General features: G+C 39.4%; 18 protein-coding genes. 11 read left to right on the top strand and 7 right to left on the bottom strand.

Annotation, left to right across the window (positions count from 1 at the left end; genetic code table 11):
- Positions 1–37: 37 nt before the first annotated feature.
- Complete coding sequence (locus tag GQR52_RS04775; protein WP_165727629.1) at positions 38–1,414, bottom strand: NAD-dependent succinate-semialdehyde dehydrogenase; 1,377 nt, start codon at positions 1,412–1,414, stop codon at positions 38–40.
- 357 nt (positions 1,415–1,771) lie between these two features.
- Between GQR52_RS04775 and GQR52_RS04770 the strand changes: the two genes are divergently transcribed.
- Together GQR52_RS04770 and GQR52_RS04765 are read left to right on the top strand one after the other, a co-directional pair.
- Complete coding sequence (locus GQR52_RS04770) at positions 1,772–2,338, top strand: Crp/Fnr family transcriptional regulator (protein WP_165727628.1); 567 nt, start codon at positions 1,772–1,774, stop codon at positions 2,336–2,338.
- Between the two features lie 49 nt (positions 2,339–2,387).
- The gene (locus tag GQR52_RS04765) at positions 2,388–2,882 is read left to right on the top strand and encodes a YgjV family protein (RefSeq protein WP_165727627.1); all 495 of its coding nucleotides are present in this window, start codon (positions 2,388–2,390) and stop codon (positions 2,880–2,882) included.
- Between the two features lie 39 nt (positions 2,883–2,921).
- Here the strand turns inward: GQR52_RS04765 and GQR52_RS04760 are convergent, their stop codons facing one another.
- A complete protein-coding gene (locus GQR52_RS04760; RefSeq protein WP_165727626.1) occupies positions 2,922–3,437 on the bottom strand; it encodes an NUDIX hydrolase in 516 nt (171 codons plus the stop codon).
- Between the two features lie 225 nt (positions 3,438–3,662).
- On the opposite strand from GQR52_RS04760, the gene GQR52_RS04755 reads away from it, so the two are divergent.
- The 6 genes from GQR52_RS04755 to GQR52_RS04730 are packed head-to-tail and all read left to right on the top strand — an operon-like array spanning position 3,663 to position 9,826.
- Complete coding sequence (locus tag GQR52_RS04755) at positions 3,663–5,003, top strand: sigma-54 dependent transcriptional regulator (RefSeq protein WP_165727625.1); 1,341 nt, start codon at positions 3,663–3,665, stop codon at positions 5,001–5,003.
- A 14-nt stretch (positions 5,004–5,017) separates the two neighbouring features.
- On the top strand, positions 5,018–5,227 hold the full coding sequence (locus tag GQR52_RS04750) for a histidine kinase (RefSeq protein WP_039485081.1): 210 nt from the start codon (positions 5,018–5,020) through the stop codon (positions 5,225–5,227).
- A gap of 35 nt (positions 5,228–5,262) precedes the next feature.
- Entirely contained in the window at positions 5,263–6,747 is a 1,485-nt protein-coding gene (locus GQR52_RS04745; RefSeq protein ID WP_165727624.1) for a sensor histidine kinase, read from the top strand.
- Entirely contained in the window at positions 6,748–7,209 is a 462-nt protein-coding gene (locus tag GQR52_RS04740; protein ID WP_165727623.1) for a response regulator, read from the top strand.
- 10 nt (positions 7,210–7,219) lie between these two features.
- Positions 7,220–9,190: a hybrid sensor histidine kinase/response regulator gene (locus GQR52_RS04735; protein ID WP_165727622.1), complete on the top strand. Its 1,971-nt coding sequence runs from the start codon at positions 7,220–7,222 to the stop codon at positions 9,188–9,190.
- 15 nt (positions 9,191–9,205) lie between these two features.
- Positions 9,206–9,826, top strand: coding sequence for a fumarylacetoacetate hydrolase family protein (locus GQR52_RS04730; RefSeq protein WP_165727621.1), 621 nt, complete (start codon positions 9,206–9,208; stop codon positions 9,824–9,826).
- On the opposite strand, the gene GQR52_RS04725 is transcribed toward GQR52_RS04730, so the two are convergent.
- The 3 genes from GQR52_RS04725 to GQR52_RS04715 form a co-directional block, all read right to left on the bottom strand.
- On the bottom strand, positions 9,777–10,700 hold the full coding sequence (locus GQR52_RS04725; protein WP_165727620.1) for an ABC transporter substrate-binding protein: 924 nt from the start codon (positions 10,698–10,700) through the stop codon (positions 9,777–9,779). The two genes, GQR52_RS04730 and GQR52_RS04725, sit on opposite strands and share 50 nt — an antisense overlap.
- A 116-nt stretch (positions 10,701–10,816) precedes the next feature.
- Positions 10,817–11,869: an aldo/keto reductase gene (locus GQR52_RS04720; RefSeq protein WP_165727619.1), complete on the bottom strand. Its 1,053-nt coding sequence runs from the start codon at positions 11,867–11,869 to the stop codon at positions 10,817–10,819.
- Positions 11,870–11,878: 9 nt separating this feature from the next.
- Positions 11,879–12,313, bottom strand: a complete 435-nt coding sequence (locus GQR52_RS04715) for a thioesterase family protein (protein ID WP_010553137.1) — start codon at positions 12,311–12,313, stop codon at positions 11,879–11,881.
- A 679-nt stretch (positions 12,314–12,992) separates the two neighbouring features.
- On the opposite strand from GQR52_RS04715, the gene dinB reads away from it, so the two are divergent.
- Complete coding sequence (dinB, locus tag GQR52_RS04710; protein WP_024590076.1) at positions 12,993–14,045, top strand: DNA polymerase IV; 1,053 nt, start codon at positions 12,993–12,995, stop codon at positions 14,043–14,045.
- A gap of 129 nt (positions 14,046–14,174) precedes the next feature.
- Positions 14,175–15,695 carry a leucyl aminopeptidase family protein gene (locus GQR52_RS04705; RefSeq protein WP_165727618.1) on the top strand — a complete coding sequence of 507 codons (1,521 nt, stop codon included), beginning with the start codon at positions 14,175–14,177 and terminating at the stop codon, positions 15,693–15,695.
- A gap of 77 nt (positions 15,696–15,772) precedes the next feature.
- Here the strand turns inward: GQR52_RS04705 and GQR52_RS04700 are convergent, their stop codons facing one another.
- Both GQR52_RS04700 and GQR52_RS04695 read right to left on the bottom strand, forming a co-directional pair.
- Positions 15,773–17,410, bottom strand: a complete 1,638-nt coding sequence (locus GQR52_RS04700; RefSeq protein WP_007581540.1) for a methyl-accepting chemotaxis protein — start codon at positions 17,408–17,410, stop codon at positions 15,773–15,775.
- 142 nt (positions 17,411–17,552) lie between these two features.
- Positions 17,553–19,778, bottom strand: coding sequence for a S9 family peptidase (locus GQR52_RS04695; RefSeq protein ID WP_165727617.1), 2,226 nt, complete (start codon positions 19,776–19,778; stop codon positions 17,553–17,555).
- A 111-nt stretch (positions 19,779–19,889) separates the two neighbouring features.
- On the opposite strand from GQR52_RS04695, the gene GQR52_RS04690 reads away from it, so the two are divergent.
- On the top strand, positions 19,890–20,294 hold the full coding sequence (locus GQR52_RS04690; protein WP_101217522.1) for an HIT family protein: 405 nt from the start codon (positions 19,890–19,892) through the stop codon (positions 20,292–20,294).
- Positions 20,295–20,331: the final 37 nt, after the last annotated feature.

Here is a 20,331-nt window from a genome sequence, read left to right as displayed (position 1 = left end):
ACTTTTAGGTTTTTTATGTATTACTTTTAAAACTAAATTAGCTGGCGATCATAATGCTTTTAACATTCACAAATTCGCGCATACCAAAGCCACCATGTTCTCGGCCATAGCCACTGCCTTTAACACCACCAAACGGTAAGTTAGGCTGTGCTAAACCGTAACCGTTAATGTTGATCATACCTGTGTCAAAGTGCTTTTTAGCAAGCTCAATGGCTTTTTTTTCATCTTTAGAGAAAATACCACCGCCTAAACCGTAGCGAGAGTCGTTGGCGATGCGCATTGCATCGTCGTTGTCTTTCGCTTTTATTAGCGAAGCTACTGGGCCAAATAGTTCGTCATCGTATGCAGGCATGCCAGGCGATAAGTTATCTAATAGCGTTGGTGGGTAGTAGTAACCTGTTTGCGATGGAATTTCGCCACCCGTTACTATGTTTGCACCTGCTTTAACTGATTCCATTACTTGGTCATGAATGCCGTCACGTAAATCTTCACGTGCCATTGGACCTAAGTCTGTATCATCTGCCATTGGGTCGCCCATTTTCATGGCTTCAAATTGCTCTTTTATTTGCGCTTTAAAGTCATCATAAAGAGACTCAACCACTACATAACGTTTAGCTGAAACGCAGGTTTCGCCGTTATTAATCATACGGCCTGTTACACAGGTTTTAACTGCTAACTCTAAGTCTGCGTCATCAAGTACTAAGTAGGCATCGTTACTACCAAGCTCAAGTACCGTCTTTTTAGCATGCTTGCCAGCTTCTTCAGCTACTTTTTTGCCTGTAGCATCACTACCTGTAAAGGTTACGCCGCTAATTGCTTTGTGCGCAATGAGTGAGCTGGCGGTTTTACCGTCGATGAGTAAGTTGCTGAAACAGTACTCTGGGAAACCGGCTTGTTTAAATAGCTCTTCAATTTTTTCAGCCATGCCAAATACGTTACCCGCGTGTTTAAGTACGGTTGTGTTACCCGCCATAATATTGGCTGCACTGTAACGAATTACCTGATAAAGCGGGAAGTTCCAAGGCTGAATACCTAATAATACGCCCGTTGGTTGGTAGCTAATAATAGCGCGGCCACCTTCCATATCACGTTCTTCGTCGGCAAGTACTTGTGGGCCGTTTTCGGCGGTGTAACGACAAATAGCTGCACACAGCTCAACCTCTTGAAAGCCTTGCTCGTAAACTTTGCCCATTTCTTCGGTCATAAGTTTTGCAATAGCTTCTTTTTGCTCTTCGAAAAGTGAGGCTAACTTATTAAGATATCTCGCACGTTCAGTGAACGACGTTAAGCGCCATTTTAAATATGTTTCGTGAGATTTTTCGATTACCTGCTCAGCTTCCTTTTGAGAAAGTAGTGTGTAGGTATTAATGGTTTGCTCAGTTGCCGGATTAATCGTTTTAACTGTGTTACTCATTTCTATCTCCTTACAAATTAATTATCTATAAGGGTGCAAAACAAAAGCCAGTTAGTAGTTATCAATAAATTGTTTATAACTATATGTAATATTTGAGTTTTTATTTTAGCTTTTTATAAAAGTATAATTTTTATTTAAAATGCTTTCTGATATGTTCTGTAAATAATGCAATTAGCAGAAAAAGTTACATAGAGATAAAAATGATACGTTTTTCTAATCTTCACTTACTACTTATAGATTACTGATGGTTACTGCGTACGTATAAAGCTTAGTGCAGCGCTGATAATATAAGGTTGTTTACTCAATATGCTAATACGAGTGCAGCTAAAATTCGCAAATGATTAAAATGGCAAATAAATGAGTCAAACATATGTATTTGAACTGGGCGATAGTTATGCCGAGCTTACACACGTTTTAAAACAAAAGCTGGCGGGGCAATACTCAGTTAAGCAATTTTCCCGAGATACAGTGCTATTACAACAAGGCGAAACGCAGCGTTATGGTTATTTAATTATTGACGGTGTACTTGGCGCTTTGCACTCTACAATTGATGGAGGGCAAAGGTGTAAGGAGTTTTATTTTAAAGATGAATTTGCGCTATTGTTTGCTAATTGGCTTACAAACACAGAGGCTTTTTATCAGTTAAAGGTTATAAAGGCTGCCACAGTTATCGTTGTCCCATTACATATATTTGATAACAGTGAATGGGTCGACATTAAAAACCAGCTTGTTGCTCAGCAGCTTATATTTAAAGAGGCAAAGGAGGCTTTTTTACTACTTAATAGTCCTGAGCAGCGTTATCGTTATTTATTACTAAAAAAGCCGCACTGGCTTGCACAGCTAAGCTTAACCGAAGTGGCTATGTATATTGGTATATCGGCTATTTCGTTATCACGAATTCGTAAACGACTTAACTTAAGTTAAGGGTAAAAATAGTAAAGCTGGTTAGACTGCTGCTTTTTCAGGAGTCACTATGTTTTTATTTGCTCAGTGCTTGGTAGCCATCGCTACTTTATTAGATTTAGCTTCTTTTCAGTTTAAGTCTCGTTCGCTTATTTTAATGTGTTTATTTAGTTCTGTTTTACTTACATCAGTTCATTTTTTTATGCTTGGCCATGCTAGTGCGGGCAGCTTAATGCTAATTGCTGCAATACGTTATTTATATTGTGTATTTGCTCGAAAAACATGGGTAATGTTGGCGTTTATGTTACTTAGTTGCTTAGCCGTTTATATTACTTGGTATAGCTGGCTAAGTGGTTTGGCACTTGCTGCAACACTTATTCAGACTTTTGCCTCGTTTCAAAAAAATGATCTGTATTTACGCTTAATTATGGTGGTGGGTACATCGCTTTGGATAAGTCATAATATATTAGTAGGCTCGCCGGTTGCGGTATTAATGGAAAGCCTATTTATGGCCAGTAATTTAGTAGGGCTATATCGGTTTTATACCCCTAAAAAATTAGCTTAGGGGTCGGTATATTTCGTTTTCTAAACAGGTAAGTAGACGTTAAAAAAGCTGTTCAGCAATCTTTTTAAGTAAGTAGGTTTCTCGCAAAATAGAAAGCCCTTGTTTTTCGCTGTTGGCAAGCGTGCGCTCGTTATGTGCAATTGCATCATTAATATTGACCCATTTTGCAGTCATGCCATTTTGTTGCTCGTAATGTTCAAGCTGGGCTTTACCAAGTTCGTCGGCAATATTACATACGTAGCAATACGATTTTATATGGATAATGTCAAAATCGTCTTTATACCAAGGACGATACTCTTCGTAGAGTCCAAAGGCTTTTACTACACTTATTTGCTGTGCACCTGTTTCCTCATTTAGTTCGCGTATTAAGCCTTGCTCAATGCTTTCGCCTTCATCCACGCCACCACCAGGCAAGCTGTAATCTTCATAGCGGTTTGTGTACATTAAAAGTATTTTACTATTTTTAATTACAATGGCACGCCCTGTTATACGAGTAAATTGAGTGCCTTGGTCGATATTAATACCTGAATGAATCAGGGTTTTTAATTGCTGCATTTCATCTCCTTTGTGGGATGTTCATACTATCAGTTGCTATCATTGTGTGAATAGGAACGATTTTAATTATTTTTTTGTGATCGATTTTTTTAAGCATACGTAAATATTAAGTTGGTAACATAAATAGTATTGAATCACTTAATTATTTAAGTCATTAGATTTTAAGCGCGCCTTTAAATTAGTATTTATGATGCGTAGAATAAGAAAAAAGCATAGGGATTTATCATGTTAAACATACTTTTAGTAGATGATGACGTCGAGTTTAGTGACGTTGTATGCCACATAGTCGAATTCCTCGGCCACAATATAAGCACAGCAACCAGTTTAAAAGAAGCGCATCAATGGTTTGAAAATAATACCTTTGATCATGTGCTGTTAGATTTTATGTTGCCAGATGGCAGCGGCCTGCATTTACTCGATCATTTAAAAATGATTGGGCAATCTCCAAAAATTACACTTATTTCGGGCCACCCTTCAGTGAAGGGTATTTTAGCTGAAATGTGTGAGCCAAATGTTGGGCATTTATTAAAGCCATTACAACGCGAAGATTTAGAACTGGTTTTAAATGGCCCTAAAAAAGCAGTTAAAAAAGCAAAGTCGAGTGGTATAACGCGTCACTTTGGTGGCTTAATTGGCGAATCAGAGGTAATGCACAAGCTTTACAATATGATTGAACGCGTTGCTAAAACAAATGCTAACGTGATGTTGATGGGTGAAAGTGGTGCAGGTAAAGAAGTTGTAGCTCAAGCTATCCATAACGCCAGCCAGTGTGAAGGCCCGTTAGTGGCGAGTAACTGTGGTGCGCTTTCAAAAGAGTTAATTGGTAGTGAATTATTTGGTCATGAAAAAGGCGCTTTTACCGGTGCTATAGCGCGTAAAGAAGGGGTATTTGAGCAATCAAATAACGGTACTTTATTTTTAGATGAAGTAACCGAAATGCCAATTGATATGCAGCCAAATTTACTGCGAGTGCTTGAAACTAAAAAAGTAACGCGCGTCGGTGGTAACAGAGAAATACCAACAAATTGCCGTGTTATTTCAGCCACTAACCGCTCGCTTACCGATTTAGCACAAAATAATATTATTCGTGAAGATATTTACTTTAGGCTAGCGGTTTTTCCTATTGATATACCGCCACTACGCGATAGAAAAGAAGATATTCCTTTATTAGCTAAAGCCTTTTTAGATCAACTTAATGACGAAAATGGCACAGCATTTAGCTGGACGCCAGCGCAGCTTAAAGAGTTGCAAAGCTATGAATGGCCGGGTAACGTGCGCGAAATTCGCCATGCGATACACCGTGCATTTATTATGAGTGATCCGCAAACTAGCGATATTATTTTGCCTGACAATTTAGAATCGCCGTTTTCGCGTGTTAATAATCAAACTGCAGAAAAGCCAGTATCGGCAGGGCAAACAATTGAAGAAGTTGAAAAAGAACTTATTCATGCAACGCTTGATAAAGTGCAAGGTAATAAAACACTTGCTGCGCAAATGTTAGGTATTAGTACAAAAACACTTTATAACCGCCTTAATGCGTATGGCGGTATTGGCGAATATAAATAGATCTGAGGAAGGGCATGACATCCGATAACCAAACAGAGCAGCTTAATAAGTTAGTACACGATGCAAGAGGGCCGCTAAATCGTATTTCGATGAATGCCGAGCTTATTAAATTGGTACTTGAAAACGATATGCCAAAAGAAAAAGCGTTAGATGCACTTGATAAAATTATTAATAATTGCCAACAGTGCAGCGAAAGTTTACAAAAAATATCAGACTCTCAATAAATACAGTGTTGTTTAAACACTAACTCGGGAAGCTAATGAACAAGCAAAAACATCAAAGTAAAGCGAATATTACTTGGGCAGCTTTTATAGTTGTTGTGTTGAGTATTATTGTAGGTAACGCATTTTTAGCATTGAACACTATTCAAGGTTTAACACAAACCCAAAAGAGTTTAGACAACACAAGTATGCTGACAACGGCAATTGAGCAATTGCATTTATCTATAGTGCAGGCTGAGTCGGGTCAACGTGGTTATTTATTAACTGAAGAGGCTGATTATTTAACGCCTTACTATGATGCGATTGGGCAAATACAGGCACAAACAGATCATGTTAAATCGCTCCACTCTGAAATAGATGGCCAAGCAGATCGTATTGCTCAGTTACTAGTGCTTGTAGATAGTAAAATTAACGAGCTTAAAAAAACCGTTAACCTTGCACTTGATGATAGAGAAAGACGTGCATTGTATGTGTTAAATACACATAAAGGACGAGATCTTTATAGGCAAATCCGTGAACACGTAAATGAAATACAAGACCGCGAATTACTTTTCAAAGTGAGTCATTTTTCAAAGTTAGCAAAGATAAAAAATGAGGCTAAAATTACGTTTGCTATAACGGCAATAACAAGCGCACTACTTATTATTGGTATGTTTGTAATGACGCGTCTTAATTTAAGAAATTCAGCACAGTATCGTTTTGAGCTTGAAAAACAAAACGAAACACTAGCAACGAAAGTGTCTGAACGTACGCAAGAATTAACGTTGTATTCTGACGAGTTGAGCCGAAGTAACCGAGAGCTTGAAGAGTTTGCTTTTGTGGCGAGCCATGATTTACAAGAACCACTTAGAAAAATTCAAGCCTTTAGCGATCGCCTTGAAACAATGTTTAAAGATGAACTTGGTGAAAAAGGGATTGATTACATTGGCCGTATGAAAAATGCAGCTCAACGTATGTCTAACTTAATAAACGACCTATTAGAGTTTTCGCGTATAGCAACGCGTGGTAAAGACTTTGACGATACAAATTTAAACGAAGTGGTAGCTGATATATTAAGTGATTTAGAAATTGCGATAGATGAGTCTAATACACAAGTAGATGTAGAAGACTTACCGGTTATTCAGGCTGATAAAAGCCAAATGCAGCAATTGTTTTTAAATTTGTTGTCGAATGCGGTGAAATTTAGACGCCCAGATACAAATCCTCATATTAAAATTAGTTACCAGCATGAAAATATATTTAGTGCTGATCACAATACCGAATTAAGTTTTCAAGTTATTACAATAGAAGACAATGGCATTGGTTTTTCACAAGACTACGCCGATAAAATATTTGTACCGTTTCAGCGTTTACATGGCCGCTCAGAGTATAAAGGCACGGGTATTGGCCTTTCTGTATGTAGGCGTATTGTGGAGCGACATGGCGGAACAATTACAGCCCAAAGTAAAGACGGTGAAGGTGCAACTTTCACCATAAAACTACCTGTGGAAGCTGCGCTTTTCACATTGCAAGGAGAGGCTTAAATGCCCTATACAAAAGTAAAACCGATTACTATTTTAATGGCAGACGATGATGAAGATGATCGTTTGTTAACACAAGATGCCCTTGCCGAAAGCCGTGTACTTAACGAGCTTCACTTTGTTGAAGATGGTGTTGAGTTACTTGAATATTTAGAGCGTAAAGGTAAGTTTGAAGACAAGACAACATCGCCTCGTCCAGGGCTTATATTGCTTGATTTAAATATGCCAAGAATGGATGGTCGTGAAGCGCTTGAAGCAATTAAAGCAAACCCTAACTTAAAGGGTATTCCGGTTGTAATTTTAACTACGTCTAAGCAAGAAGAAGACATGGTTAAAGGGTATAACCTAGGCGCAGCATCTTACATTACAAAACCTGTAACGTTTGATGGCCTAGTTGATTTAATGAAAACACTTGGAAAATACTGGGTAGAATTTGTAGAGCTACCGACAACATTTAACGATTAATGGAGATTGTATGTTAGATAAAGTGACTCAGTTGCTGCTTGTAGAAGATGATGAAGATGATTACATACTCACCTGCGACTATCTGGACCAATTGGATTCACACACATTTAACATTCAATGGATAAGCTCCCCAGAGCAGGCAATTGAAACGCTTAGTAAAAACGAGCATGACATTTGCCTGCTTGATTACCGCTTGGGTGCATCTAATGGTTTAGATGTATTAAAAGAAGCCATTGCTAATGGTTTTAGCGGCCCTATTATTATGCTTACCGGGCAGTCAAACGACGAACTCGATTCGGCGGCACTTGATGCTGGCGCGGTAGATTATTTAATAAAAACAGAAATGAGCTCTAGCCGCTTTGCGCGTGCTATTCGCTATGCTTTGGCGCGTAAAGATGTTGAAGGTGAGCGAGTAGAGCGTTTAAAAGCCGAAGCAGAAAACCGTTCTAAAGACCGATTTTTAGCGCATTTGAGCCACGAATTACGAACTCCTCTATCGTCTATTTTAGGTTATACCGAGCTATTAATGCAGAGCGACTTTAGTCAGCAAGCAGAAAATGAGTTAGGTGTAATTTATCGAAACGGTAAACACTTATTGAGCCTATTAAACGATGTGCTCGACTTATCTAAAATAGCGGCCGATAAACTAGAGCTTACCTTGAGCGAAGTTAACCTTGATAGCATGCTTGCCGATGTATACACGTTAATGCGCGTATCGGTGTTAGATAAGGGCCTTACGCTGCGATTTGAATCACATCAGCCATTGCCTTTAGTTGCACGACTTGATGCAACAAGAGTTCGCCAAATTTTAATAAATTTAATAAATAATGCGGTTAAGTTTACCGATAAAGGCGAAATTGTTGTTAATGCGTGGACGCAGTGGGTTGATGACACCGAAATGCTGTTTTTTAGTATTAAAGATTCAGGAATGGGTATAGCCCCTGAAAAACAAGAACTGATATTTAAACCGTTTGAGCAAATAGCTGATGTAGAATCGCGCTCTGTAGGTGGTGCAGGCTTAGGCTTAGCAATATGTGCTGAGTTGTTAGCGCGTATGCACGGTGATATTAGTTTGCACTCTGAAGTTGGTAAAGGCTCTACGTTTACTATTTCGGTTTACCCAGGTGATATTAGTGAAGTAGAGCGCCAAGTACTTAACTTTAGCAGTGCGCCGCAACTACAAAGTAAACTGGCTCCTTGTAAAGTACACGGAAGAGTATTGGTTGTTGATGACTTGCGCGACTTACGCATGCTAGTTGGTCATATGATCAGTACCTGTGGCGCGCGAGTAGACTACGCTGAACATGGCCAGCAAGCACTTGAAAAAGTACGCATAGCAGATGCGTATAAATCGCCTTATGATATTATTTTTATTGATATTCATATGCCTGTAATGGGCGGCAAGGAAGCTACCATAGAGCTTAGAAAAATGGGCTACAAAGGCCCAATAATTGCGCTCACTGCTGCTACTATGAAAGGAATACATGAAGAACTTGCTGCGCTTGGCTTTAATGATGTAATACCAAAACCGGTTGATAGCACTGCTTTGTATCAATGTTTGCAAGATTATTTGGTAGCGCCAGAGCATGCACCGCAAGCTAAAGATATAAATTGTAGTAAGGGCTTAACCGAGAAAAAGCAGCGCTTTTTACTTGTTGAAGACGATCACGATGCAGCGCAAATTACACAGCTACTTTTAGAAAGTTTAGGCGTTGAAACCGTCATTGCGTCTAGCTGCGCACAATGTATGCAAATACTTAATCACGACCAGCAATTTAATAAAGTATTGTTAGATATGCATTTACCCGATGGGCGTGGCATTGATTTAGGCCAGCAAATTAATGAGCGATATCCAGAGCTACGCTTGGTGATTGTAAGTGGCGCAGAGCCAGACCCAAGAGAAATAAAAGATTTAAATATTGACCGAGTTTTACTTAAACCTATTAATTTGAGCTTGCTTGAAACGCTTATTAGCTCATAACTGAGATGTTATTATATGCATTCAATAAAGTTAGTATCTGAGAAATTAACACCATCCAAAGTAGTGTGTGTTGGCCGTAATTATACAGCACACATTGCAGAGCTAAATAACGAAACGCCAGATCAAATGGTTTTATTTAACAAACCAAATAGCGCAATTACTAACACGTTATTTGCAGCTCACAACGGCGATACGTTGCATTATGAAACCGAGCTATGTTTTGTAGTTAAAAATAAAAAATTTGTAGGTGTTGGACTCGGCCTTGATTTAACTAAGCGTACTGTGCAAAGTAAATTAAAAAATAAAGGGCTTCCATGGGAGCGCGCTAAAGCGTTCGACGGCTCTGTAATTTTAACTGATTTTGTAGCGCTAACTGATGCAATGAAGCACTTTACCTTTGAACTTAAAATTAATAATAAAGTAGTTCAGCAAGGCGATACTCATTTTATGCTGCATAATCCGGACTCAATTTTACAAGAAATTAGTGAATTTATGAGCTTAGAAGATGGTGATGTAGTAATGACAGGCACACCGTCGGGCGTAGGCGAGGTAACAGCTAAAAGTATTTTTGCTGTGGCACTTTATGCTAATGATCAGTGCTTGCTTGAGCATCAGTGGCAAGTAAGTAAAAATTAATAACTTGCTGTTGGTAGTGTTGATCAAAGTCGGCAAAGGTAGTTTTAAGCCAATTATGCTGACTTTGTTGATACTCAGGCGATTGTAGTACATTGTTTTTTAGTGCGCGGTTAATTTTTTTAAGCGCTTGCTGTGCAAAATTATTAGGTGCGTTAGCCGCACAACCTATTGCTCCTCGTATAAATTGAATGTCATTTTCTGCAATTGGTACACTCTCTATATTCGTATATTCCCCTTGTTTATTAAAGTAATCGGCCATAAACGGGTAATCAATTGAGTAGTCTAAAAAGCCATGACTCAAGCGTGCTATAACAGCCTGACTTTCATTTTCGCTACTCCAACTTAACGACGATTCTTTATCTTGTTTTGTGTTTTCAATAATTGTATTAATTTTAGTTGTAAATTTACGTGCAGCCGCTTGGCCGTATACGTATTGCGGGTCGGTTAATAAATTAATAAGGTGAATAGGCGAGCCGTGCTTTTCTTCTAATTTGGGCTTTAGCTCTTTAGTCGTGATAATTGAAAATGGGGGATATACCGTTGTTGGATTTGAGTAGTTAAGTAGTTGGTTATTATGTTTTTTATAAATAACACACGGGAAGCATACGCTTTTTCCTTCACTTAAATATTTATTTATACGCTGCTGAGGGACAATTAAGCGGGTATGTTTTACATCTGTTATGGTTCTAATGAGTTGCTCGGTTAGGTTGTCGCAAATACCGCCTTGTGGTGCACTTTCGCTTTTAGCTATATGAAAAGGGGGCGTGTAACTTTGCAGCCAAATAATTTCTTCTAGAGGCTGTAATTTTTGTTCAACAGCATGCGCGTTAAATACAATTAATAAGCAAAATGCATAGTATCCGTTTTTCAGCATTGATAAGTGTTCGTTGAATTAAGAAAACTTAATAAAAGTATAGTGTTGGTTGTAGTAGGGTCAAATATTTTAGTTAAAAGCAGCCTTGTTCAAGGCTGCTTTTAACTGGTATATGCTTAGTAAGGCATAGGATAGTTTTTAAATATAGTGTTAATCTCACTAAGAATTTCGTCGTTTAACGTGATGTTAAATGCATCAATATCTTCTTTTAATTGGGCTATGCTTGTTGCACCAATAATTGAAGAGGTTACGCCATCTACTTGGTTACACCATGCGAGTGCTAGTTGTGCTGGAGTAATATTGTTTGCATGAGCCAGCTCAACATACTGCTTAGTGGCTTGCTCTGCATTGGGTGTATCTCTAAAAATACCGTTGCGCTGCATGAAGGTCCAACGAGATCCTTCAGGACGAGCACCGTTTAGGTATTTACCCGTTAATAAACCGGCTGCTAAGGGCGACCACGGTAAGTAGGCAATATCTTCGTGTACACATTGTTCTATTAAATACGGCCAATCTTTAGCGTGCGCTAGGCTAAACTCATTTTGAATAGATACCATACGCGGTAAGTTATGCTCTTTGGCCAAACTTAAAAACTGGCTTATACCCCATGGCGTATCGTCAGATAAACCGCAGTGCTTAATTTTACCTGCTTTAACACATTCATTAAGGCCCTCTAGAATATCAAGCATACTAGCTTGCTGCTCTTGTGTATTTACGTCGGTAAATTTAAGAGTGCCGGGCCATTGTCTGCCAAAGTGCGGGGTAGAGCGGTTTGGCCAATGCAGCTGATATATATCAATGTAGTCGGTTTTAAGGCGCTTAAGTGAATCGTCTACGGCTTCTATTACCGTTTGGCGCGTAATATTGCCACCATCACGTACCCACGATAATCCATTGCCTGCAATTTTTGTAGCAAGTACCACATCGCTGCGCTTTTGCTGATTACGCGATAGCCAATCGCCAATAATTTCCTCAGTTTTACCATAGGTCTCTGGAGAGGGCGGTACTGCATACATTTCGGCTGTATCAATAAAGTTTACGCCTTGCTCTAGCGCATAGGCTATTTGTTCATCAGCATCGCTTTGAGTATTTTGTTTACCCCAAGTCATACTGCCTAAACATACTCTTGAAACGTTAATACCACTGCTGCCAAGTGGGCTGTATTGCATGAGAATTCCTTATTGCTCGTCTTGAGAGTAGCTAACTAACGCCGATAAAAGAGGCTCTGCAATGAGGGCTTTTTGGCCTGTTTCAAAATCAAACATAACCACTTTTGAAGTGCCTGTGGTTGTTATAGCGTTTTGTGCGTGACTAAATACGGTGTAATTCATAACAAACCGGTCTGTTTTTATATCAGAAATAGTAACACCGACTGTAAGCGTATCTGGGAATGTAACTGGGCGTTTATAACGAATGTTATTTTCGCTTATTACCGGGCCCACGCCATTAGGGCTTATTGTATCGAACAGATTTATTTTATTTAAGAAGTCGATTCGGGCTATTTCAAAGTAACGTAAATACACTACATTATTTACGTGTTGTAGTGCATCCATATCAGCCCACGCTACGGTGATGTCGGTATGGATAGGGTGCTGATCTTTAAACGTTTGCATTATTTATTGGCCCTTAATTTTAAAGTACTTAGATTATCAACATGGGGTTACGAGCTCAAGGTAATTAATGGCATGTTTTTTTATAAGATGATTGTACCTATTTAATTTTAGGTCTACAGTTAAATTACACAGACAAACACAAAAACACACAGAGGTAGAAATATGCAGAACATAATTAATTGGTCCTTAGCTTGTTTGGTTTTTATAGCCTCTTTTACCTGTTACGCAATGGGTAACGAATCAGGCGCTATTATTTTGATGTTAGCAGGGTTTTTTTTCGAGGTTATGTTTTGGTTGCGCGGTTATAAAGAGCAAGAAGGTAATAAGCGCTTTTTTTAATAGTTAACTAGGGCCTGTTGACCTTTCAGGATTAAAATTTGTTCAATCTAGGGGCTATTTAATCGCGGCGCGAGGTTTGTGACCTAGTGGGCTAAGTAAAAACCGAGCAACAAAGAGTAAATTGCCCCTAGGCAGAACCTTTCGGGCAGCGTATGTTTGGCATTTGTGCTACGTTATCGCCTATTTATGGGGAATAACCACACTACATAGGCTCTGCCTTGCCTAAATACCAAACATACTGCTGCAAATTTAACCTCGAAAGATAAACAGGCCCTAGGCTTGCTTATCACATTTGATTCTATAATAATGACTGTATAAATAACCAGTTATTGTTGTGGTGATGAAGAAGTTTATTCACATAGACATGGATTGCTTTTATGCAGCAGTAGAAATGCGAGATAATCCAAAACTTGCATGTGTACCGCTTGCTATTGGAGGCAATAGCCGACGAGGCGTGCTCTCAACCGCTAACTATATAGCGAGAGAATATGGCGTGCGATCGGCTATGTCGAACTATCATGCTAAACAATTATGCCCCGATTTAGTTATTGTTCCTGGGCGCATGGCTGTATACAAAGAAGCTTCAAATCAAATACGTGAAGTATTTAGCCGCTACACAGATTTAGTTGAACCTCTTTCTTTAGACGAAGCCTACCTAGATGTAACAGACAGCACCGCTTGTAAAGGCAGTGCCACACTTATTGCACAGCAAATAAGAGCAGATATTTACAATGCCACCGGGCTCACTGCATCAGCAGGCATTGCACCGATTAAATTTATTGCCAAAATAGCCAGCGACGAAAAAAAACCGAATGGTCAATTTGTCGTTTTGCCTCATGAGGTCGATGACTTTTTAGCGCAATTACCGCTGGGGAAAATTCCGGGGGTGGGTAAAGTAACGCTCGAAAAGCTAAATTTAAAAGGCTTATATACCGGCAAGGATGTACGTGAAAAAGGCGTTAACTGGATGCAGCAACATGTGGGTAATTTTGGTGTGTCGCTTTATCAAAAATGTGCAGGTGAATATGTTGGTAAAGTATCAACAGATCGCATCAGAAAGTCGCTGAGTGTTGAGCATACCTACGAATACAATAAAACAAGTTTGCAAGAGTGCTTAGATGAGCTGCCAAAATTGTTAGACGAATTAGTTTTAAGACTTAATAAACAGCAATTACAAAACCGTATTAATAAGCTGAGTGTTAAAGTGAAGTTTGCAAATTTTGTAGTGACCTCAGCCGATCAGGCATACCACGAGCTAAACACAGAAATATTTATTCAACTCCTTACTAAGGCCTATCAACGAGGGCTACAACAACCTGTAAGATTACTTGGCATAGGCGTTGGCATTAAAAGCGAGCCAGAACAAAACTTCCAACTGAGTATTCTCGATTAAGCTGTAAAGCCTGTAACCCCAAGTTGCCATTTATTGGCAAGTTGTATAATTAGCTCATCGCACCTTGCTGGTCTTCAATATTTAAATCGACGATAATAGGGGCTTATGTTTTCTAACAGGACTTTATTTATGGCATACCCTCAAGCGGTTAGTGCAAGCCTTGAATACACATCTCATGATGCGCTTATTATTATTAGTGATGACTTTTCTCTATTACCAAATAACTCATTACGTGATGCTATTTTAGACCAAGCAAAAGTTGATTCTCGTATTGGTAAACAAGTTACTTTATTAGTGATTGAAAACAAACGCGTTGTACTTGCGCCAACGGGTCCGTTAAATAGAGATTACGACGATGTTCGCCGTTATTTTGATGCTGCTAAATTAGCAATTAACGAAGCAAAAGCGTCGGGTAGTGTTAACCCTGCATTATTTTTACCAAATTTAAATGGCGATAGCCGTTATCAGCATGCTTTAGAAGTTGCTTATTTAGGCGCTTGCCAAGCCTTATGGCAGCCATTAGAAGCGCGTGAATATCACGGTGAAAGTATTGAACCTATTACTCAAATTGGTTTAGTTGGCGCAAGCGAGCAAACAATCAAAGCTGTTAATGCAATTGCTGCAGGCCAATATGCCGCGCGTGACTTGTGTGGCACCGAACCTGAGCGTATGGCTCCACCACGTTTTGCTGATTACTGCGTTGATTTATTTAAAGGCTCAAGCATTGCAGTTGACGTAATTGATGATATTGCAGCTATTGATAAAAACTACCCAATGCTAAGCACTGTTGCTCGTGCATCGTATGCAGTTGAGCGCCATCACCCACGTGTTGTTAAGCTTGAATATGTACCAGAGGGCGAAATTACTCGTACACTTATGTTTGTAGGTAAGGGTCTTGTATACGATACAGGCGGTGCAGATTTAAAAGTAGGTGGCCATATGGCAGGCATGAGTCGCGATAAAGGTGGCGCAGCTTCTGTTGCGGGCTTTATGAAAGCCGTTGCGGATTATCAGCCTAAAGGCGTTAAAGTAGTATCGTACTTGGCTGTTGTTCGTAACTCTATTGGCTCGGATTGTTTTGTGCCAGATGAAATTATTACTAGCCGCGAAGGTATCCGTGTACGCATTGGTAATACCGATGCAGAAGGGCGCTTAGCAATGGGCGACCTGCTTAGCGAAATGAAAGATTTAGCTAAAGGCGAAATAAACCCAACGTTGTTTACTGTTGCTACATTAACGGGTCACGCGGCACGTGCAATGGGTCCTTACGGTGCGTATGTTGAAAACGGTCCAGCTCGTAGCGCTGGTGTTTCACGTCAAATAGCTGACCTTGGAGATTTGTGGGCCGATGGCGCAGAAGTATCGCGCTCTCGCCGTGAAGATTACGACTTTATTAAACCACGCACGCTAGCAGACGATGTACTCTCTAGTAATAATGCGGCATCTGCAGTTACTGCTCGTGGACATCAGTTCCCTATGGCGTTTATGGCTATTGTTGGTGGGCTTGATAAACACGGTAACGACTCTGCACAACCTTTGCCTTATGTGCATATGGACATTGCAGGAAGCGGTGTTGAAGGCGGTGATTGGCAGCATGGCAAGCCAGCGGCTGCATCAGTAACGAGCTTGTTTGCACGTTACTGTTTGTAAGCTAAAAACTTATATGCAATAAAAAAGCCCTGTTAATTAAGGGCTTTTGCATTTTATGATAATTATATGGGTTAGGGTTAATCTAATTTAAAACGATTAACTACGCTTGAAAGCTCTTGGCTACTTTGTTTAAGATTATCACTGGCATCGGTAAGCTGTTTAGTATTATTTAATGATTGCTCAGTTGATTGAGATAGCTCATTAATACGCAAATTAACCTCGTCGGCAGCTTGAGTTTGTTGCTCTGTGGCGCGAGCTATTTGGCTGTTCATTTCGGTAATAATTGAAACAAGTCGTTCTATTTCATTAAGTGAAGTATTGGCTGATGACGCCTGATCTACGGTAGAAACTGAAAGTGCTTGGCTTGATTTAACTGCTTCTACTGCTGCTTTTGCACCTTCTTGAAGTTTAGTGATCATGGTTTGAATTTCGTCGGTACTTTGGCCTGTACGACTGGCCAGTGTTCTTACTTCATCTGCAACAACAGCAAATCCTCGGCCATGCTCTCCTGCGCGAGCAGCCTCAATGGCAGCATTTAATGCCAGTAAGTTTGTTTGCTCCGAGATGCTTCTTATTACATCAAGTACAGAGCCTATATTATGGCTCTCGTTGGCTAGATCTTCTGTTACACGACTGACTGTTTCTATGTTGCTTGAGAGTGTTTCTATTGCTGTAATTGTTTGCGCAACCACATTTTTACCCGTTGATGCGTTTTGTGCTGCATCTTTAGCTGCTTGCTCTGCGGCTTCGGCGTTACGGCTTACATCATGTATTTGGTGAGTCATTTGCTCCATGGCAGCTGCAACTTGGGTTGAGCTATCGTTTTGAAGCTCAATAAACGAGTGGCTTGTTCTACTTGAATCATCAACTGTATGCGCATGTTCGCTTACATCGTTTGCACTTTGTGATACATGAACAAGAGACTCTCGCATTTTTAAAACAAATAAATTAAATGAGTGTGATAGTTCAGATATTTCATCGTTACCGGATTCATTTAATGTACGAGTTAAATCGCCTTCACCTTGTGAAATATCTTTCATCATATCGGCTGCTAAACGAGTAGGTATTAAAATGCTCTTGCCTATAAAGTAGCTAAGTAAAATAACAGCAATAATCATAATTGTTGCACTGACGACTATTAGATTACGTTGCTCGCTAAATGCTTCGTCAATTGAATCAAGATAAACACCTGAGCCAATAATCCATTGCCATTGATTAAAACCTTTAACAAATGCGATTTTTTCAACTGGTTTTTCTTTACCTGGTTTTGGCCATTTATAAGGAATAAATCCTTCGCCAGAGCGTTTAACTATATTAACCATATCAACAAACAATGCTTTGCCGTCAGGGTCTTTATTATTGGTTAAATCTTTTCCTTCAAGCGCAGGTTTTATAGGATGCATAACCATTTTTGGCTGGTAATTGTTAATCCAAAAGTAATTGGTTTTGTCGTAGCGCAGAGCTCTTATTGCATTAAGTGCTTGCGATTGAGCTTGTTGTTGAGTGAGAGTATTATTTTGCTCAAGGTCATAAAAGTGCTCGATTATACTGTACGCAGTTTCTACTACATTTTGTGTTTTAAGGTACTGCTCGTTTTTAAGAGAGCTATATTGGTGAGTTAGGCTGGCTACACTAAGCGCTATAAGCCCAAATACGACAATAGCTATGAGCAGCGAGAAACGTTGGAATATACTAAAACTACGTAGACTAGGCATACATTTATCCTCAAAAAGTGTGCGCTTTAGCGCATAGAATAAGCGTAGCTAAAAAAAGAGTTTAATCTAGGCTTAACGCCCATTAATGCAAAAAAAAGGCTGATTTATCAATCAGCCTTTAGTCTGTTATTACTTTACTTGCTTATTTAACGTCAAAATGACGATTAAAGAAGTTTGTAATTGTTTGATGTAAGTGTGTTTGCACTTGTTTACCACGTAGGCTGTGCTTAGAGCCTGGGTAGGTCATCATTTCAAACTGTTTTTCGTTATCTTGTAGTTGTTTAAACAATTTAGTTGAATGCGTAAACAATACGTTGTCGTCAGCCATTCCATGATAAATCATTAATGGGCCTTTTAAGCCATCTGCATATGGAAATACTGCGCTGTCCTCATAACCTTTAGCATTTGTATCAGGATGACCTAAATAACGCTCTGTGTAATGCGTATCGTATAGAGCCCAATCAGTTACTGGAGCGCCCGATACACCGGCTTGAAAGTAATCGCCTGCTTTAAACATAGTCATAAGCGCCATGTAGCCGCCGTAGCTGTGGCCATAAACACCGATGCGTTGTGGATCTACGTAATCAAGCGTACGTAAAAACTCTACGCCTTTAATTTGATCGGCAACTTCAACCACGCCTAGGTTTTTATAAATAGCATCTTCAAACTTTTTACCACGGTTGTACGAACCACGGTTATCTAGTTGAAAAATTACGTAACCTTGTTGTGCCATGTACTGAAAGTACAAGTTTTTACTGCGCCAGCTATTCGTTACTCGCTGAGCATGCGGGCCGCCGTACACATTAACAATAACAGGATGCTTTTTGCCATCGGTTACGTTACTTGGCTTAAATAAACGGTAATGCATAACTTGACCATCTTCGGCTTTAATTGTGCCGTATTCTGGTTTTGTTAAATCGCTTAAATAAGGGGTAAGCGGATGGTTACTATCAAGCTTATTTTCTTCAAGCCATGTAATAAATTCGCCGTTTATTTTGCGAAGCGCTGCTGAATTTGGTGTGTTATCAGATGAGCTATTATCGATAAAGGTTTTGCTGTCTTTTGCTAGCACAACATTATGGTACTGACCTTTTTCGGTGATACGTTTGGCATCGCCTTTTTTAAATAAAGGCGCACTGTATAAATGGCTCTCAAGAGGAGTGTCTTTACGACCAGCAAAGTAAACAATGCCTTTTTTCTCATCAATGCCTTTTAAGCTATCAACAGCCCAATCGCCAGAAGTAATTTGGCGAACAAGTTGACCGTTTGTGCGATACAGATATAAGTGTTTAAAACCGTCGCGCTCAGATGCCCATACAAAGTGCTTTTTGTCTTTTAAAAACTCAAGGTCAAAATGTAGGTTAATCCATGTATCGCTGTTTTCGGTTAGTGCTACTTTTTGTGCTTTAGTTTCGCTGTTATAAAAACGCAGCTCTAATTTATGTTGCGAGCGATTTTGCCATTGGTACGACAATGTATTGCCGTCTTTCAGCCATTTAGCACGCGCTATATAAATGTCTTCATCTTTACCTAAATCAATCCAATTTACTTTTTGATCGTTAAGTTTAACAACACCCAGTTGAATTTTAACGTTGTCGGTACCTGTAAACGGGTAGCGTTGGTTAAATAACTTAACTTCATCAGCGTAAATTTCGTTACGGATAGCTTCTTTTACTGGTGTTTCGTCAACACGGGTATAGGCAATTTTAGTTTCATCCCCTGACCACCAATAACCCGTCATGCGGCTCATTTCTTCTTGAGCAACAAACTCGGCCATACCGTTTTTAATTACGCCACCGCCATCTTTACTAAGCTGAATCTCTTTACCTGAATCAAGCTCTAAAGCATAAAGATTTTGCTCTCGAATAAATGATACGTAGTTACCTTTAGGTGAAAAGCGTGCGTCGGTTTCAAATGTTTCAGTGTCGGTTAGTTTTTTACTTTTAGCAGAGGCTAAATCGTAATAGTAAAGGTCGCCGTTAAGTGGGAATAAAAGTGCCTTACCGTCTTTAGACCATTTGTATTCTAATATGCCTTTACCAAAAATACGTTGGCGTTCGCGGCGTGCTTTTTCTTCATCAGATAGGTTTTCTGGGCCTGAAAATAACTTTGCCGAATCAACTAGCACACGGTTGGTGTTATCTTTTAGATTGTATTCCCATAAATCGTAGCGGTTGTAGTCATCGCTTTTGCCTTGTAAATAAGTTACACGGCTGCCGTCAGGCGAAAATTTAAGTTGTACAGGTGATTTACCTGAAAGGCTCGGATCGTCAAAAATACGCTCCAACGATAAAGGTTTTGCTTGAACACTAATAGCGCCAACCATTAATGGGAGGGCTAGTGAGAGGTGTTTTATTTTTTTTAGCACAAGGTTGCCTTAGCTTATTATAAATATTGCTTTGATGGTAAAGCCAAGCGTGTGCAACTGCAACTAAATGCTATAAAGTGGCGATTATTAAAGACAAAGTAGGAAATAACAATGACTAACCCTGAATTTAAACTAGCGCCAGAACTTAAACGTGACTGTATAGAGCTTGCCGATTGGCCACTGTGTAAAGTACTTTTATTGAACGACAGCCAATATCCGTGGTTTGTATTAGTGCCTAGGCAGGCTAACTTAAAAGAGATAATTGATTTATCTGAGGATGATCAAATTGTGTATTTAAAAGAGTCAGCCAAGCTAAGTAAATTATTAATGGATGTGTTTAGCCCTGATAAGTTAAACATAGCGGCTTTGGGTAATATGGTGCCGCAATTACATATTCACCATATTGCACGCTTTACTACTGATGCTGCATGGCCTGCGCCAATTTGGGGTAAGTATCCAGTTGTGCCGTATACAGATGTACAAATTACAGAGTTAAAAAAAGCGCTGCAGTTTTAAGCTGCAACGCTTTTTTAGGGTTTAGCTAAGTTTAACT

Source organism: Pseudoalteromonas sp. 31A1, from assembly GCF_011378815.1.
Classification (GTDB): domain Bacteria; phylum Pseudomonadota; class Gammaproteobacteria; order Enterobacterales; family Alteromonadaceae; genus Pseudoalteromonas; species Pseudoalteromonas arctica.
The sequence above is the reverse complement of the archived record's forward strand: the minus strand, read 5'-3'. Positions and strand labels throughout refer to the sequence as shown.